The sequence below is a fragment of the Ruegeria sp. HKCCA5426 genome, from assembly GCF_013034585.1.
Lineage (GTDB): Bacteria > Pseudomonadota > Alphaproteobacteria > Rhodobacterales > Rhodobacteraceae > Ruegeria.
The window spans coordinates 370,218-387,087 of the sequence record NZ_WQGH01000002.1; the positions used below are offsets into that span (position 1 = coordinate 370,218).

At 56.6% G+C, this 16,870-nt stretch carries 16 protein-coding genes; 11 read left to right on the plus strand and 5 right to left on the minus strand.

Annotated elements, in window-relative coordinates:
- The first annotated feature begins 12 nt into the window (after positions 1 to 12).
- From GOV87_RS04380 to pdeM, 11 genes are all read left to right on the plus strand, one after another.
- Positions 13 to 636 (plus strand): OmpA family protein, encoded by a 624-nt coding sequence (locus GOV87_RS04380; RefSeq protein WP_171210951.1) that lies wholly within the window; start codon positions 13 to 15, stop codon positions 634 to 636.
- Positions 637 to 831: 195 nt separating this feature from the next.
- Positions 832 to 2,067, plus strand: a complete 1,236-nt coding sequence (locus GOV87_RS04385; protein WP_171210952.1) for an AAA family ATPase — start codon at positions 832 to 834, stop codon at positions 2,065 to 2,067.
- Between the two features lie 24 nt (positions 2,068 to 2,091).
- Positions 2,092 to 3,537: a CpaF family protein gene (locus GOV87_RS04390; RefSeq protein WP_171210953.1), complete on the plus strand. Its 1,446-nt coding sequence runs from the start codon at positions 2,092 to 2,094 to the stop codon at positions 3,535 to 3,537.
- Positions 3,538 to 3,549: 12 nt separating this feature from the next.
- A complete protein-coding gene (locus tag GOV87_RS04395) occupies positions 3,550 to 4,518 on the plus strand; it encodes a type II secretion system F family protein (RefSeq protein ID WP_171121852.1) in 969 nt (322 codons plus the stop codon).
- Positions 4,519 to 4,528: 10 nt separating this feature from the next.
- Positions 4,529 to 5,509 (plus strand): type II secretion system F family protein, encoded by a 981-nt coding sequence (locus GOV87_RS04400; RefSeq protein ID WP_171121851.1) that lies wholly within the window; start codon positions 4,529 to 4,531, stop codon positions 5,507 to 5,509.
- Between the two features lie 73 nt (positions 5,510 to 5,582).
- Positions 5,583 to 6,107, plus strand: a complete 525-nt coding sequence (locus tag GOV87_RS04405) for a tetratricopeptide repeat protein (RefSeq protein WP_171121850.1) — start codon at positions 5,583 to 5,585, stop codon at positions 6,105 to 6,107.
- 28 nt (positions 6,108 to 6,135) lie between these two features.
- Positions 6,136 to 6,987, plus strand: coding sequence for a lipopolysaccharide assembly protein LapB (locus GOV87_RS04410; protein ID WP_171210954.1), 852 nt, complete (start codon positions 6,136 to 6,138; stop codon positions 6,985 to 6,987).
- Between the two features lie 3 nt (positions 6,988 to 6,990).
- A complete protein-coding gene (locus GOV87_RS04415; protein WP_171210955.1) occupies positions 6,991 to 7,536 on the plus strand; it encodes a prepilin peptidase in 546 nt (181 codons plus the stop codon).
- A gap of 118 nt (positions 7,537 to 7,654) precedes the next feature.
- On the plus strand, positions 7,655 to 8,962 hold the full coding sequence (locus tag GOV87_RS04420; protein WP_171125702.1) for an ATPase: 1,308 nt from the start codon (positions 7,655 to 7,657) through the stop codon (positions 8,960 to 8,962).
- A gap of 40 nt (positions 8,963 to 9,002) precedes the next feature.
- Positions 9,003 to 11,414 carry a ligase-associated DNA damage response DEXH box helicase gene (locus GOV87_RS04425; protein ID WP_171210956.1) on the plus strand — a complete coding sequence of 804 codons (2,412 nt, stop codon included), beginning with the start codon at positions 9,003 to 9,005 and terminating at the stop codon, positions 11,412 to 11,414.
- Positions 11,415 to 11,455: 41 nt separating this feature from the next.
- On the plus strand, positions 11,456 to 12,118 hold the full coding sequence (pdeM, locus tag GOV87_RS04430; protein ID WP_171210957.1) for a ligase-associated DNA damage response endonuclease PdeM: 663 nt from the start codon (positions 11,456 to 11,458) through the stop codon (positions 12,116 to 12,118).
- 4 nt (positions 12,119 to 12,122) lie between these two features.
- Here pdeM and GOV87_RS04435 read toward each other — a convergent pair whose 3' ends face one another.
- From GOV87_RS04435 to GOV87_RS04455, 5 genes are all read right to left on the minus strand, one after another.
- Positions 12,123 to 12,872, minus strand: a complete 750-nt coding sequence (locus GOV87_RS04435) for a LytTR family DNA-binding domain-containing protein (protein ID WP_171210958.1) — start codon at positions 12,870 to 12,872, stop codon at positions 12,123 to 12,125.
- Positions 12,873 to 13,087: 215 nt separating this feature from the next.
- The gene (gene folD, locus GOV87_RS04440; RefSeq protein WP_171125710.1) at positions 13,088 to 13,978 is read right to left on the minus strand and encodes a bifunctional methylenetetrahydrofolate dehydrogenase/methenyltetrahydrofolate cyclohydrolase FolD; all 891 of its coding nucleotides are present in this window, start codon (positions 13,976 to 13,978) and stop codon (positions 13,088 to 13,090) included.
- Between the two features lie 47 nt (positions 13,979 to 14,025).
- On the minus strand, positions 14,026 to 14,331 hold the full coding sequence (locus GOV87_RS04445; protein ID WP_171121842.1) for a chorismate mutase: 306 nt from the start codon (positions 14,329 to 14,331) through the stop codon (positions 14,026 to 14,028).
- A 58-nt stretch (positions 14,332 to 14,389) separates the two neighbouring features.
- The gene (locus GOV87_RS04450; protein ID WP_171210959.1) at positions 14,390 to 16,066 is read right to left on the minus strand and encodes a formate--tetrahydrofolate ligase; all 1,677 of its coding nucleotides are present in this window, start codon (positions 16,064 to 16,066) and stop codon (positions 14,390 to 14,392) included.
- 186 nt (positions 16,067 to 16,252) lie between these two features.
- Positions 16,253 to 16,828 (minus strand): MOSC domain-containing protein, encoded by a 576-nt coding sequence (locus GOV87_RS04455; RefSeq protein WP_171210960.1) that lies wholly within the window; start codon positions 16,826 to 16,828, stop codon positions 16,253 to 16,255.
- Positions 16,829 to 16,870 lie beyond the last annotated feature (42 nt).

Sequence of the window (16,870 nt, forward strand, 5' to 3'; positions counted from 1 at the left end):
AGGATAGGACCAATGCAGAAGTGGATCATCACACTGGGTCTTTCGGTCGCTGTCGCCGCATGTACGCGTGAGGCCGGATATGAAGTTGACCAAGGTGCGTTCGGAAATGCGACTCTGAACAATTCGCAAGTCATGACTGGCGAATTGACATATGCCCAAATCCTGGGCCGTAGGTTCGCAGCCGAAGTTCCGACGCAGATCAACTTTGCCTTTGACAGCGCGCAGTTGGATGCCAGCGCACAGCGCATCCTGCTGCGGCAGGCAGACTGGATCAAACAGTTCCCCGAAGCGCGCTTCCGCGTTTACGGTCATACGGATGCTGTTGGATCCCAGTCCTACAACCAAAGCCTCGGCCAGCGTCGTGCAGACGCAGCGGTTGCCTTCCTGACACGTCAGGGCATCTCGCGGTCGCGACTGGAAGCCGTTGTTTCCTTTGGCAAAACTCGACCCTTGATCGACACGCCGAACAGAGACCGCCGCAACCGGCGTACGGTTACAGAGGTTTCAGGCTTTGTTGATCGCGCACCTCAGCTGTTGGATGGCAAGTACGCAGAAGTCATCTATCGCGAGTATGTCCAGAGCGCGACCAACCTGAGCTACATCACTGATGTAGACGCGACAGACATCTCTGAATAATCTTTTGAATTGGGCGACATCGTCGCCCAATTCCCAACAATTGGTTCTTTTGCGCCTAATTCTTGCCTAAGTTCCAAGCCACATTTTCAACAATTGGGTGAACTGCGACCGGATAAGGCCGCAACAGGGCAACAGAAGCCTGACCGGACCATTTGGTTCGCGAAGGTTGCTGCCCTCTCGACGAGGACTGTGTTAATGACCAGCGCAACGACGCAAGATGATAAAACCGCTATTCTGGCCTGCACAATAAGCCGGGATGTCCAGAATTTTGATCTTCTGATCGAAGACATGGAAGCCGCTTTGGGTGACCGTTGGGGCGACTTGGGGTTTGCCGAGGCTTTGGCCTTTTTTGGACAGCCTGAAGCCGATCACCTTGAGTTCGTTGCCCTAGCTATTGACGGCGAAGACGAAGACAACCTTACCCTGATGGGTGAGATCATCACGCAGGCCAAGGAAAAGAAGATCAAAGTTGTCCTGATTGCCGAGGACGTGACGCCAGCTTCATTGCACCAGTTGCTGCGCAAGGGCGCGGATGAATTTGTCCCCTACCCTTTGCCAGAAGGCGAGTTGCAGGAAGCAATCGAGCGTATGAACAAGCCCGACCCGGTCGTTTTGGCGCAGGAAGCGGCCGTTTCGCTAGCGCAGGGCGAATCAAAAGAAGGCGCTTTGTTCGTGACCCACGGTCTGGCCGGTGGCGTCGGTTCGACGACTCTGGCGGTAAACCTGGCTTGGGAGCTGGCTTCGATTTCGGAAAAAGAGGCCCCGTCTGTCTGCCTGATCGACCTGGACCTGCAATACGGCACTGTTTCGACCTATCTGGATCTGCCGCGCCGGGAAACTGTTTTTGAGATGCTCTCGGACACGGCGTCAATGGACGATGACGTGTTCTCGCAAGCCCTCCAAACTTATGAAGAAAAAATGCAGGTCCTGACGGCACCGTCTGATATGGTCCCGCTGGATCTGATCACATCAGAGGATATTCAGCGCGTCATTGATACGGCACGCCGGCACTTTGACTATGTGGTTGTGGACATGCCCACAACACTGGTTCAGTGGTCCGAAACCGTTCTGCAAGCTGCACATGTGTATTTCGCATTAATTGAACTGGATATGCGGTCCGCGCAGAACGCTTTGCGCCTGAAACGGGCACTTCAAGCCGAAGAGCTTCCATTCAACAAGCTGCGTTTTGCGATGAACCGTGCGCCTAAATTCACGGATCTGAACGGAAAAAGCAGGATCAAACGCATGGGCGAGAGCCTTGGCATTTCGATCGACCTGCAATTGCCCGATGGCGGAAAGCCGGTGATGCAAAGTGGCGACCATGGTCTGCCGCTGGCCAGTTCTGCCGCCAAGAACCCGCTACGTCGTGAAATTGCGAAGCTTGCGAAATCTCTTCACAGCCTGGGCAGCAGCAGCGCCGAGGCCGCATAACACAATCCCAAAGGGAGAGCCGCCGTGTTTTCAAGATACAAGAAACAGCCCGAAGCGCAGCCGGTTCAACCGGCGGAACAAGCGCAAGCCGCAGCGCCCAAACCCGCTGCTGAACAGGTCCCTTCCGCGAATGCCGTCGCGCGTCGCCCTGTGAAAAAGAAGGCAGCAGAGCCTGCAGCCTCTGATCGCGAGCGCAAACGCAAAGAGCGCCTTGGCGAGATCAAGATCGAGTTGCACCGCGAACTTCTTGAAAACCTCAACCTCGCGGCGCTTGAAAACGCAGGCGAATCCGAACTGCGCGCTGAAATTAGCGCAATTGCCAGCGAAGTTCTGGAACTCAAGAACATCGTTCTAAACCGCGAGGACAGATCGCAGCTTAACAAGGAACTGTACGACGAAGTTACAGGACTTGGTCCTTTGGAGGCGTTGCTGCAAGACGATACGGTCAACGATATCCTGGTAAACGGACCTCAGCAGATTTTTGTTGAGCGTGCGGGCAAGCTGGAAATCAGCGACATCACGTTCAAAGATGAAAAGCACCTGATGCGGATTATCGACAAGATCGTGTCCGCTGTGGGTCGTCGCGTAGATGAATCCAACCCATATGTTGACGCCCGTCTTGCCGATGGTTCGCGTTTCAACGCAATGGTTCCTCCGATTGCCGTTGATGGTTCTTTGGTTTCCATTCGTAAGTTCAAAAAGGACAAACTGGGGATTGACGATCTGGTCAATTTCGGAGCGTTCACCGAAGAAATGGCCGCCTATCTGCAGGCAGCGGTTTCAACCCGCCTGAATGTCATCGTTTCTGGCGGTACGGGTTCCGGTAAAACGACAACGCTGAACGCCCTGTCCAGCTTTATCGACGATGCCGAACGTATCCTGACCATCGAGGATACCGCGGAACTTCAGTTGCAACAGACCCACGTGGGCCGGATGGAAAGCCGCCCACCGAACGTGGAAGGCAAAGGCGAAGTCAGCCCGCGCGACTGTCTGAAAAACGCCCTGCGTATGCGCCCCGACCGCATCATCGTGGGCGAGACGCGTGGCGCCGAGGTCATCGACATGCTGCAGGCCATGAACACCGGTCACGACGGCTCGATGACTACGATCCACGCCAACTCGGCCCGCGACGGTATTTCACGTTTGGAAAACATGATCGCAATGGCCGGTATCGAAATGCCCATCAAGGCGGTCCGCAGCCAGATTTCATCTGCTGTGAACCTGATCGTACAGGCCAGCCGCCTACAGGACGGCTCGCGCCGGATGACCTCGATCACCGAGATCACCGGCATGGAAGGCGATGTGATCTCTATGCAGGAAATCTTTAAATTTCAACGCGTTGGATTGACTCCAGACAACAAGATCATTGGTCATTTCACAGCAACCGGCGTTCGCAGCCACTTTTCAGAACGCTTCCGTTTGTGGGGCTTTGACCTGCCCCCGTCCATTTACGAACCAACGACGATGTAAGGAGAGCCAGATATGCAACTGCCGTTAGAGGCCCTTATCTATGTTGTTATCTTCGTCGCTGTTCTGGCGTTGGTCGAAGGTATCTATCTTGTCGCATTCGGCAAATCCATCAGTCTGAACAGCCGGGTCAACCGGCGCCTGGACATGCTGGATAAAGGTGTCGGGCGCGAACAGGTTCTTGAGCAGCTGCGGAAAGAAATGCAGCAGCACATGAAAACCCAGAGCATCCCGCTCTATTCTCTACTGGCTGACAAGGCGCAGAAAGCTGCGATTGCATTTTCGCCCCATCAGTTGATTGTCATAATGGCATTGTTGTCGGGGTTTGCGTTTGTTGGGCTGAGTATCGGCACAGCAACAGACACTTACCTTCGCATTGCAATCTCGATCGCAATCGGTGTCGGTGGCGTCTATGCTTGGGTAAACCACAAGGCGTCGAAACGGATGGCCCTGCTGGAAGAGCAGTTGCCTGACGCCGTGGAATTGATGGTACGTTCGCTGCGCGTTGGTAACCCTTTTGTGTCTACGATCCAGATCGTTGCAAACGAAGTTCAGGATCCTTTGGCCACCGAATTCGGCGTGATTGCAGACGAGTGTGCCTATGGTCGAGACGTCGGCGAAGCCCTGAAGGACCTGGCCGAGCGTCTGGATATGCAGGACTTGCGCTTCTTGTCTGTGGCCGTGGGAATTCAGCAGCAATCAGGTGGTAACCTTGCCGAAATTCTGGCTGGTCTGGCCCAGGTGATCCGGGCGCGCTTTCGGCTGTTCCGCCGCGTTAAGGCAATCACTGCCGAGGCAAAATGGTCCGGCAAGTTCCTATCCGGTTTCCCGGTCTTTTGTCTGATTTTCATTCTGGTGAAAGACCCGGGTTACTATGACGATGTTCTGGACCACGCATGGTTCATTCCCGGCTGTTTCTTCGTTGGGATCATGCTGACGCTGAACCTGATCGTCATGCGCATTCTCACAAACATTAAGGTCTGAGGTAAGTATCATGGAGTTCTTGGCTCAAATTAACGACCTGCTGAAAGATAACCTGGGTGAATTCGGGCCCTTGATCGTCGTCGGCGTGCTGGGGGTCTTTATGATCCTGGTTGCGGTTCCGCTGATGATCAATCAGCCCGAAGATCCTCTTAAAAAGCTTCAGCGATCTAACGCGGCTCCGAAGAAGGGCAAAAAGGAAAAGCGGGACAAGTTGCGTAATGCAAGTCGCAACGAACAGCTTGAAAAGTTTGCGACATTTCTTGAACCGCAAAACGAAGAAGAACTGTCGGCCATGCAGCTTAAGCTGCGTCAGGCCGGATATCACTCAAAGGATGCCGTCCGATTCTTTCACTTTGCCCAATTCGCGCTGGGGATCGTCGGTATCCTGATCGGTGTGATGTTGGTGACAGTGCTGGCCGGGGACGAGGAATTCACACCCTCGCAAATGGCAATTCGTGTGATCATTCCGGCAACCGCAGCCTATTTCCTGCCGCGCTACTGGATCACACGCCGCGTAGCCGAGCGGGAAGAGGCGATCGTTGCCGGTTTCCCCGATACGCTGGACCTCATGCTGGTTTGCGTTGAGGCCGGGCAGTCTCTGGACCAGGCCATCGTCCGAGTGGCAACTGAAATGAAAGCTTCCTACCCTGATATTGCGCAGGAATTCGAAGTCGTTGCCTACGAGCTTAAGGCAGGTAAGGATAAAGACACCGTCCTGCGCGACTTTGGCACGCGCTGCGGGGTGCAGGATGTCAGCTCTTTCGTTACGGTGATGATCCAATCGGCAACCTTTGGTACGTCAATTGCCGAGGCTTTGCGGGTTTACGCCAGCGAAATGCGTGACAAACGCGTGATGCGCGCGGAAGAGGCCGCTAACAAGTTGCCAACCAAAATGACACTTGCCACAATGATGCTGACGGTGCCGCCGTTGCTGGTCATTCTTGTTGGACCTTCGGCAAAGGGCATCGCAGACTTCGCAGGTGGCAACTAGGGGAGCCTTCAGCCCTATGATTTCAACAAGCAGGTGCGTCCAACTCGGGATTCGCCGCGCACTAGGGGCCGCTATGGTGATGACCATGGTGGCCTCTTGCACGGAAACCAGCGTTTCGGACCAGTTGGATCCACCGGGTATTGATCCGAAGGGGCAAGTTGAAGACCCGTTGGTTGTGGGCAATCGCCTTTTGGTGGCCGGAGAATATGACCTGGCGCTAGATTCATTTGCCCGCGCGGCCCTGGATCAAGGTATGACACCGGAAATCATGGCGGCGATGGGCACCGCAAACCTTGGCCTCAGGCAGCTCAAGCCGGCTGAAACCCTGCTGCGTCGTGCCGTCGCTGACGAACCAGACTGGCCGGTGGCGTGGAATAATCTGGGCGTTATTCTGGTGGAAAAAGGCGAATACCCCGAAGCAGCGCAGGTCTTTCGGCGCGCCTTTGCATTGGACAATGGCGAAAGTGACGCAATTCGCGACAATCTTCGCTTAGCACTCGCAAAAATGGAAAATCCTGTTAATACTACACCCGAAGAACAAGAATACACACTGGAGCAGCAAGGCGACGGGCAATTCAAGCTGCGCAAGCTCCCGTAACTTAGGCAAGAGCAGTAAGGGACGCAAAATGCGCCAACAATTCTTGATTCCGGCAATGGTTCTGTGCGGGCTGACCCTGTCCGCCTGTGAAAAAGAAACCGAAGAGGAAAAGGTCGCGAAGACGTTTCAGGAAGTGAACGTCATCGACGAGACAAACCTGAACGAAGTTCTGCTGACGGCGGCCGACCCGAATGAGGCTGTGACCTATTTCCAAGGTGCGGCTGCCAAAAATCCCGGCCGTATCGACCTGCAGCGCGGTTTGGCAATTTCGCTGGCACGCGCCAAACGCACGACCGAAGCAGCCGCCGCATGGAAAAAAGTGACAACCATGAAAGGTGCGGCCAACGTCGACAAGATCGAATATGCCGACGCGCTTGTGCGTTCGGGCAACTGGACACAGGCAAAAACGGTTCTGGATTCCATCCCGCCAACGTACGAAAGCTTCAAGCGCTACCGCCTCGAGGCTGTCGTTGCGGATTCCAAACAAGATTGGAAGCGCGCGGATCATTTCTATGAAACTGCTGTCGGGCTGACCACGCGCCCCGGAAGCGTCATGAACAACTGGGGATACTCCAAGCTGTCTCGTGGCGAATTCGAAGAGGCCGAGCGTCTGTTCACAGAAGCCATTCGTCAGGACAACACTTTGTTTACCGCCAAGAACAACCTTGTTCTGGCGCGTGCGGCACAGGGAAATTACAGCATGCCTGTTGTCCCCCTGACGCAGGCGGAACGTGCTATGTTGCTGAATACGATGGGGATTTCTGCGGTCAAGCAGGGTGACGTCACGACGGCCAAGAACCTATTCCGTGAAGCGATCGCGACGCATCCGCAGCATTTCGAAGAAGCTGTCCGCTCGCTCCGGGCGCTCGAGGAAGCCTGATTGATGAGCATTCCCGCACTTGCCGCGGGCTGGTTCTTACCGTTTGTTCTGCCGATCTGCTTTTACGTGGCCTTCACAGATTTGCGTGACATGCTGATCAAGAACCACGCGGTGATCACGCTGGCCTTGGTTTTTGTTGTCGTAGGGCTGTTTGTTCTGCCGCCTTGGTCAATCGAATGGACCACTGGTTGGGTCGGCCCGTTTACCATCACGTTGCCCCCGTATGTTTGGCAATTGCTGCATATCGTGATTGTCCTGATCCTTGGAATCTTCTTCAACGCGGCGGGCCTTATGGGGGCTGGCGACGCCAAATTTCTGGCGGCGGCTTCTGCATTTATCTGGCCGGGGGATTACATGACAGCGACCATGATCCTGGTATCCACGACACTGGCCGCGTTTGTAACCCACCGGCTTGCCAGAAACACCGCCCTTAGAACCATTGCTCCTGATTGGGAGAGTTGGAACCGCGCCAAGCAGTTCCCAATGGGCTTTTCGCTGGGCGGCGGATTGGCCATCTATTTGATGTTGGGGACTGTTTACGGGTCGTAAACTATCATCAGACCGCCTTTTCCCTGCCTTGGTGATGACACAAAGCAGGACCAGATTTTCCGCAAGTGGCCCGGCATCGGGCAATTGGCGTGAATACTGGATAAGACGGGCGACGCTCATGAATATGCAGACGACTACGGTAATGGCCCCTCCTGCCCCCAAAGGGTTGGGTGAAATGCAGCTTCCCATCGTCATGATGCGGGACATCCTGCTGAAGACAATTTTCCGCAAAAACGTGGATACTGTGTCCGAGGTTGCCGCGGCCGTGTGTTTACCCGGTTCGGTAACGCAGGAATTGATCGACATCGCGCGCGAACAAAAGCTTCTTGAGGCAACCGGTACGCTGAACGCGAACAGTGGCAACGAAATGGGATACCAACTGACGGATGCGGGCAAGGCACGTGCCTTGGACGCGCTAAGCCAGTCGGAATATTTTGGCGCAATGCCGGTCCCGCTGGATGTGTACCGCGAACAGGTCAAGCGCCAGTCGATCCGGAACATTCAGGTCACGCGTGATCAACTGACCGGAGCCATGGGGCATCTGGTTCTTCCCGACAGCCTTCTGGATCATCTGGGCCCCGCGGTCAGCGCGGGTCGGTCGATCCTCATGTATGGCCCTCCCGGTAACGGTAAGTCGTCAATCTCGAACGGTATTCGTGATGCTTTGGGGGACAGCGTGTATGTCCCGCGCGCCATTGAATATGCCGGTCAGGTGATCACCGTCTACGACCCGATCGTGCACACCGCGATCGAACAAGAGGCCGACGATCCAAATAGCCTGCGCCGCCGCAAAAGGTTCGACACGCGCTATGTTCAATGCGAACGCCCGACTGTTGTCACTGGCGGTGAACTCTCGCTCAGCATGCTGGACCTGGTCTACAACCCCACCGCGCGGACCTATCAGGCCCCGCTGCAGCTTAAATCTACTGGTGGTATCTTTATCGTGGACGATCTTGGGCGTCAGGCTGAACCGCCACAGGCGCTGATCAACCGCTGGATTGTTCCATTGGAAGAAAACAAGGACATCCTCGGCCTGCAATCGGGTGAGAAATTCGAAGTCCCCTTTGACACGCTGGTTATCTTCTCGACCAACTTCCACCCGAATGAAATCTTCGACCAAGCGGCCCTGCGCCGGATTTTCTTCAAGATCAAGATCGACGGTCCAAACCAGGAGAACTTCTTGAAAATATTTGCCATGGTTGCCCGTAAACGCGGTATGCCGTTGGATGAGGCCGCCCTGGTGCACCTGCTAAAAGTCAGATACCCGACCATCAACAATATCTACGCGAACTATCAGCCCATCTTCTTGATCGATCAGATGATCTCAATCTGTGAATTCGAGGGCATCCCCTATCAGATGAGCCCCGACCTGATCGACCGCGCCTGGGCCAACATGTTCGTCAAGGACGAGAAAATCGTCAAATAACGCCGTGCCATTTCGGGGCCGGGCCGAGTAATCTGCGCCTATGACGCAGATTCCCGCCCGGATCACCGACTGGTTCACCGCCAAAGGCTGGTCCATCCATCCGCATCAGCAAGAAATGTTCGACCGGGCCGCTGATCCGGCAACCCTGCTAATTGCGCCCACGGGTGGTGGCAAGACCATGGCTGGCTTCCTGCCGACCCTGTCCGATTTGGCGGCGCGGGATCATGCCGGACTTCACACGATTTATGTCTCGCCCCTCAAGGCGCTGGCCGCTGATATCCGGCGCAACCTGCGCGGCCCGGCGGATGACATCGGGTTGAAAATTCGCATCGAAGACCGGACGGGAGACACGTCGGCCACACAGAAAAAGCGCCAGCGTGTCGACCCGCCGCATATTCTGCTGACCACCCCGGAAAGTCTGGCGCTGCTGACGTCCTATGAAGATGCGCCAAGGATGTTCCAAGGCGTGCAGCGCGTAATCGTTGACGAAATCCACGCGTTGGCCGAAAGCAAGCGCGGGGATCATTTGATGTTGGCGCTGGCGCGACTGCAAAGCTTCTGCCCAGAATTGCGCCGCGTGGGACTGTCCGCCACCGTTGAAGACCCGGACGCCATCGCGCGATTTCTGGCCCGTCACCCTGACCCCTGCCCTGTTGTTCAGGCTGACCCCGGCCCGGATCCTGACATCCGAATGCTTAAAACGCAGGAAATGCCGCCGTGGTCAGGCGGTGGTGCAGCCTATTCCATCCCGGCTGTGCTTGAGCAAATCAAACAGCACAAGACGACGCTGATCTTTCACAACACCCGCGCGCAGGCCGAAATTTTCTTCCACAACCTGTGGCTCGCCAACGAAGACGCCTTGCCAATTGGCATTCACCACGGCAGCCTTGACCGGCAACAGCGTGAACGGGTCGAGGCTGCGATGGTACGCGGCGATCTGCGTGCAATTGTCTGCACGGGCAGCCTTGATCTGGGGATCGACTGGGGGGATGTCGATTTGGTGATCCAGATCGGTGCACCCAAGAACGTCAAACGGCTGGTGCAGCGGATCGGGCGGGCCAATCACCGGTATAACGCACCGTCCAAGGCCCTGCTTGTACCCGCCAACCGCTTTGAAGTGGTCGAATGCATCGCTGCGCTGGAAGCCGCCAAAGCGCACGATCTGGATGGAGAGCCGCGGGGGGCAGGGCCGCGGGACGTGTTGTGCCAGCATATCCTGATCGCTGCGGCTGCTGCCCCATTTGAGGCGGACGCGTTGTTTCAGGAACTGACGACGGCTGGCCCCTACGCTCGACTTGCAAGGACTGAGTTCGATGCCTGTTTGGATTTCTGCGTGACCGGAGGCTATGCCCTGCGCGCGTACGATCGCTGGCAACGCCTGCAACAAAGACCTGATGGCAAATGGCAACTGCGCGACCCGCGTGCCGCGCAGCGTATTCGCATGAATCTCGGGACGATTCAGGACACCGACACGCTGAAAGTACGGCTCAGGCGCAATCGCGGCGGAAAACCACTGGGTGAGGTTGAAGAGGCTTTTGCCGCCTCATTGACCCCCGGTGATACGTTCCTGATCGGTGGACAGATCGTGCGATACGAAGGGTTACGCGACATGACGGTCGAGGTCAGCCGCCAAGCAAACCGCAAGCCAAAGATCGCAACATTTTCCGGAACCAAATTTGCCACCTCCACGCAGTTGAGCGACCGCATTCTGCGCATGTTCGCCCAAGCGGACTGGCCGCAATTGCCTGCGCATACCGCCGACTGGTTGGCCCTGCAGCGCGACATATCCCGATTGCCGCAACGCGACAGGCTGTTGATCGAAAGCTTTCCCAGTGACGGGCGCGAACATCTTTGTGTCTACGGGTTTGCGGGCCGAAACGCACAACAGACGCTTGGGCTGCTGCTGACAAAAAGGATGGAGGAAACGGGCCTTGCCCCTCTGGGTTTTGTCGCCTCCGACTACGCGACATTGATTTGGGGGCTGGACGCGGTGACCGATCCCAGCCCCTTGTTCCAAATTGAGGCCTTGCGAGAAGGGCTAGACGTCTGGTTGGCCGGAAACGCCGTGATGAAACGAACCTTTCGAGCGTCAGCAACAATTGCCGGGCTGATCGAACGCAACACAGGCGGCCAGCGCAAAAGCGGGCGGCAGGCGACGTTTTCCTCGGATATCCTCTATGACACGCTTCTGAAATACGATCCTGAGCACCTGTTAATGCAAATCACTCGGGAAGAGGCCATGCGTGGTTTGGTGGATTTTGGACGGATCGAAGCGATGATCGAGCGCATCGGCAACCGGATCGACCTTTTGCGTCTGGATCGTGTTTCGCCTCTGGCCGCGCCTTTGTTTCTGGAGGTTGGAAAAGTACCCGTCAAAGGAGCCGCCGAAGAACGATTGTTGGAGGAAGAAAGCCTGCGCCTGTTACAAGAGGCAGGGTTGGACCCTGCATAAACCCTCTTGCACAACAGGTTTAAACTCGCAAAGAACACAGCATGAACAACCTGACATTTTCCTTCGCCGGTCAAAGCCTTTGTGCGATGGGATCCGGGGCATTGTGGTGGCCGGATCAAGGCCTGTTATGTGTCTCTGACCTGCATCTTGGTAAATCAGAGCGTTTAGCGCGTCTGGGCGGGCCATCTCTGCCGCCTTATGACAGCCGGGACACACTGTCACGTTTGGCCGCAGATATCGCGCGGACCAATGCCCAAACTGTCATCTGCCTAGGCGACAGCTTTGACGATCTGGAGTCTCTAATTGGTTTGGACCCAGAGGAAAAGATCCGGATTACAACGTTGCAGGCGGGGCGGCGCTGGATTTGGATCGAAGGAAATCACGACCCCGGCCCCGTCGATCTGGGCGGTAGCCATCTGGCCGAGTTTGAGGTTGGGCCTTTGATCTTTCGCCACATCGCGCAGCCCAACGCCAAGACCGAAGTTTCCGGCCACTACCACCCCAAAGCGCGTCTACGGGCGCGCGGCAGTTCCATCACCAAACCAGCCTTTCTAGCCGACAGTGAGCGGCTGATTTTACCTGCTTACGGAACGTATACGGGTGGGCTTTACAGTACTGCCGAGGTTCTATGCGACCTGATGCAAGATGATGCGATAGCAATTTTGACAGGCACCCAACCGCGGATGATCCCGATGCCACGGTGACGTCCTATTGGATGATACCGTCACATTCCAACTCAGGCTTGTATTTCCTGCTTACTGGAACAAGCTCGTCGTTCTTGAGTCGCAGGAAAATCTTGCCGCCGTGCCGTTCAACACCGGACACGGCCGCGTCGACCACCCAATGCGAGCGATGCGTGCAATGGCCATTTACGGGCTCCATCTCGGCAATTGCGTCAGTAAACCGGGACCGAATAGTAAATGTGCCCTCGGACGTTACGACGTCAACCGAGTGATCCCTGACCGCCAGCCGAAACACCTGACCTTGGAAAGAATGTGGCAACCTGTTCAGCAGCCGTGGTTTCTGAGGTTCTGGGGCCTGATCCGGGCTGGTTTCCAAAGGTTTGCTTCGCACCAAAACAAGGCCGGTTGCGAACAAACCGCCATAAGACGCAACTGAAAGAATTCCCGGCGCCTGTTCCCCTTGGGCAGCAAGCAGAAGCCAGGCGAACAACCAGACTGACGGCACGAACAGGGCGAAGACCAAGGCGACTTGGGCAACATCGCGCCCTCGGAACTCGACAAATGAAAGGTATTCGAAAAACAGCTTTCTAACGAACCACGTCAACGCCAACGCAAGGGCCATAGCACCACACCAAAACAGGAGGCGCGGCAAGAAAGACAGGGATATGCCCGGAAACGGTTGAAACGCGATCGCCAACAAGGGCAGGAACACCAAACCTGCCACGCCCCGTTGCAAGGTAAATTCGGCCAGAATTGAGCGAAGCGTCGTCTTCATGCTTGTTCGAACAAAACCTATAGTCACATTTCACAACACACCAAGCCACAACAAGATCAGATCGTAACTGGCTGGGAAAAATGAAATATCACCGATCGAAGAACATTCAAACCCCGAGGGAACAAACTTAATTTATCCTAATGAAACATTTAAGCCGATGAGCGTCATGCTCACCGGCCTAAATGTTTAGCTTATAAACTACCGAGGCCCGACCGTCAGGCTGTCAGGCCTTCGGGTTCCGACAAACCATTGGCACGGCAGCAGGCCGTCACCGTGTTGGCCAGCAGGCAGGCAATCGTCATTGGGCCGACACCGCCTGGAACCGGAGTGATCGCACCCGCGCGTTCCGCGGCGCTGGCATAATCCACGTCACCCACCAGCTTGTTCTTGCCGTCACGTTCGATCCGGTTGATGCCCACGTCGATGACGGTTGCGCCTTCCTTGATCCAATCGCCCGGCACCATCTCGGGGCGTCCCACGGCGGCCACAACGATATCGGCGCGGCGGACAACGTCCGGAAGGTCCTTGGTGCGCGAATGCGCAATGGTCACGGTGCAGCTATCTCCCAGCAACAGTTGCGCCATCGGTTTGCCCACGATGTTCGAACGGCCAATCACCACAGCGTCCATTCCGGACAATGAACCATGATGGTCGCGCAGCATCATCAGGCATCCCAGCGGGGTACAAGGCACCATCGACTTCTGGCCTGTGCCCAACAGACCCACATTCGAAATGTGAAACCCATCGACGTCCTTGGCCGGGTCGATCGAGTTGATCACCAAGTCTTCGTTCAGATGTTTGGGAAGCGGCAACTGCACCAGAATGCCATGCACCGCCGGGTCGGTGTTCAGCTTGTCGATCAGCGCCAGCAGGTCGTCTTCCGAGGTTTCGGCGTCCAGCTTATGCTCGTACGAGTTCATGCCGACCTCGACCGTCTGCTTGCCTTTCGAACGGACATAAACCTGGCTAGCGGGGTCTTCACCCACAAGAACCACCGCCAGACCGGGCGTGATTCCGTTTTCCTCTTTCAACTTAGTGACCTGATCAGCCACCTGCGCGCGAACCTTTGCTGCGAACGCCTTACCGTCAATAACCTGGGCTACCATCCTGTCATCCCTTCCTTGAAAACGGAGCGGGCGCTTGAAACGCCCGGTCAGTCAGAGCCGAGAACACGTTCCTCGCGTGCAATCGACCACTCTATCAGTATGCGCCACATCTGCTCGGCCAGGTCCGGGTCCATGCCCAGATCGTCCGAACTTGCGCGCACGCGCTGCACCACTTCTTCGACACGGTCCGGAATGCGGGCGGGCAGCCCCTCGGCCGGTTTCAACTGCGAGGCACGGTCGATATATCCCGCGCGCGCCACCAACTTCTCGATCAGTTGACGGTCCAGCTTGTCGATCTGAGCCCGCAATTCCTGCATTGAATTGCAGTCCTGCGGTGGTGTCAGAGTGGGCATGTTCGTCTCCTCATGGCCCGGGGATGTCCCCGGACCACGAGATGTCTCATTTGGGGGCTTAGAACAAGCCCTCGATCTCACCTGCGTCGTTTAGGCAGATGGTTTCCGCAGCCGGTTTGCGGGGCAGACCGGGCATGGTCATGATCTCGCCGCAGACCACCACGATGAAGCCGGCACCTGCGGACAGGCGAACCTCACGCACCGGGACCGAGTGACCGTTGGGCGCGCCGCGCAGGGTCGGATCGGTCGAGAAGGAATATTGCGTTTTCGCCATGCAGACCGGCAGATTGCCATAACCCGCCTCTTCCCAATCGCGAAGCTGGTTGCGGATCTTGTTGTCGGCCAGAACCTCGTCCGCGCGGTAAATGCGCTTGGCGATGGTTTCGATCTTTTCGAACAAAGGCATTTCATCGGGATAGATCGGCGCGAAGTTCGCGGAACCGCCTTCGACGATCTCGACAACTTTTTCAGCCAGCGGTGCAGAGCCTTCTGAACCCAGTTCCCAGTGACGTGACAGGATCGCTTCGACACCGTGTTCACCGCAATAGTCTTTGACGGCCTGCACTTCGGCATCGGTGTCGGTGACAAAGTGGTTGATGGCAACCACAACAGGCACACCGAACGACTTCACATTCTCGATGTGACGACCCAGGTTGGCACAGCCCGCCTGAACCGCGTCGACGTTTTCGGCACCCAGATCGGCCTTGGCCACGCCGCCGTTCATCTTCATCGCACGCACGGTGGCGACCAGCACCACAGCCGACGGAGCAATGCCCGCCTTACGGCACTTGATGTTCATGAACTTTTCGGCACCCAGATCGGCCCCAAAGCCCGCTTCGGTCACGACATAGTCGGCCACTTTCAGCGCGGTCTTGGTTGCGATGACCGAGTTACAGCCGTGTGCAATGTTCGCAAACGGACCACCGTGTACAAAGGCCGGGTTGTTTTCCAGCGTTTGCACCAGATTCGGCTGCATCGCGTCCTTCAGCAGAACGGTCATTGCGCCCTCGGCCTTGATATCGCGGCAATAGACCGGAGTCCTGTCGCGGCGATAGGCCACGATGATATCACCCAGTCGCTCTTCCAGATCTTTCAGGTCGTTGGCCAGGCACAGGATCGCCATGACTTCGGACGCAACAGTGATGTCAAAGCCTGCCTCACGAGGAAAGCCGTTCGACACACCGCCCAGCGAAGCAGTGATCTGACGCAGCGCACGGTCGTTCATGTCGACCACACGACGCCATGCAACGCGACGGATGTCGATGTCGCACTCGTTGCCCCAATAGATGTGGTTATCAATCATCGCCGACAGTAGAGAGTGGGCCGAGGTGATGGCGTGGAAATCGCCTGTGAAGTGCAGGTTCATTTCCTCCATCGGAACAACCTGCGCGTAACCGCCACCTGCAGCGCCGCCCTTCATGCCAAAGTTGGGGCCAAGCGAAGCTTCGCGGATACAGATCATCGCGTTCTTGCCAATGCGGTTCAGGCCGTCGCCCAGACCAACGGTTGTGGTGGTCTTGCCTTCACCCGCAGGGGTCGGGTTGATCGCGGTAACAAGGATCAGCTTGCCGTCTTCCCGGTCCTGAACCGAGTTGATGAAGTCTTGGCTGACTTTCGCCTTGTCGTGGCCATAGGGCAGCAGATCGGCGGACTCGATGCCGATCTTGGCGCCGATTTCCTGAATCGGCTTCTTGTTCGCTTCGCGGGCGATTTCGATGTCGGATTTGTAGCTCATTGGGCAGGGTCCCTGATTGAATGCCGTGCAAAACCAACGCAGGGCGTCGGCGCTGATCAACCCATACAGTTGTGAACCCCGGCAATGAATGTGGATTCCGACATAATCAAGCCCCGAAACGGCGTAGCGTCACTTACAGGATGGCGTCACGTAACTTTGATCGTTTCCCATCGGAAAACCTGTGACTTAAGGTGCCCAGGCGCGCTGATCGGGAACGAACAGCTTCATACGATCGCCCAGCTTCAACACACCGGGCCGCTCGACCCATGCGGTCACACCCCGCCTCCCCTTCGCTGCGGGCTTGAACGCCGCACCGTGACCGGGCAGATCGGACTCGACCTCGCGACCAGGAATCACGCAGGGGCGGTTTTCCATATCTACCGTGATCGTGACGCCATCGGGCCCCTGAAGCCGCGAGGATGGCGGTACATGCGTAAAGTCCGGTATTCCACGCAACAGGATGCTGACCCCCAGATAAGAGGGGTCCAGCGCGTCCAGCCCCATCTCAGCCGCCGTCGCCTGCATCTCATCTTCGGACAACACGGACAATTGCCGCACATTGCGGATCTCAGTGCCCTGTGGGTAGAGATTCTTCATCCGCACGCAAGAGGAACGGTTCACCCCCTCATGCCGCTCGCCCGCTGCACCTGCAAAACCCAAAGACATCTCAGGGACGGCAGATGCTCGGATCGACTGCCCCGCCTGAACGTGACCCAGCCAAACGATTTCACCCGTGAATTCTGTTTCTCGCAGGACCGGCATGTTCTGCCCCCTATAACAGCCACAATCTTCGGGCAACTAGAC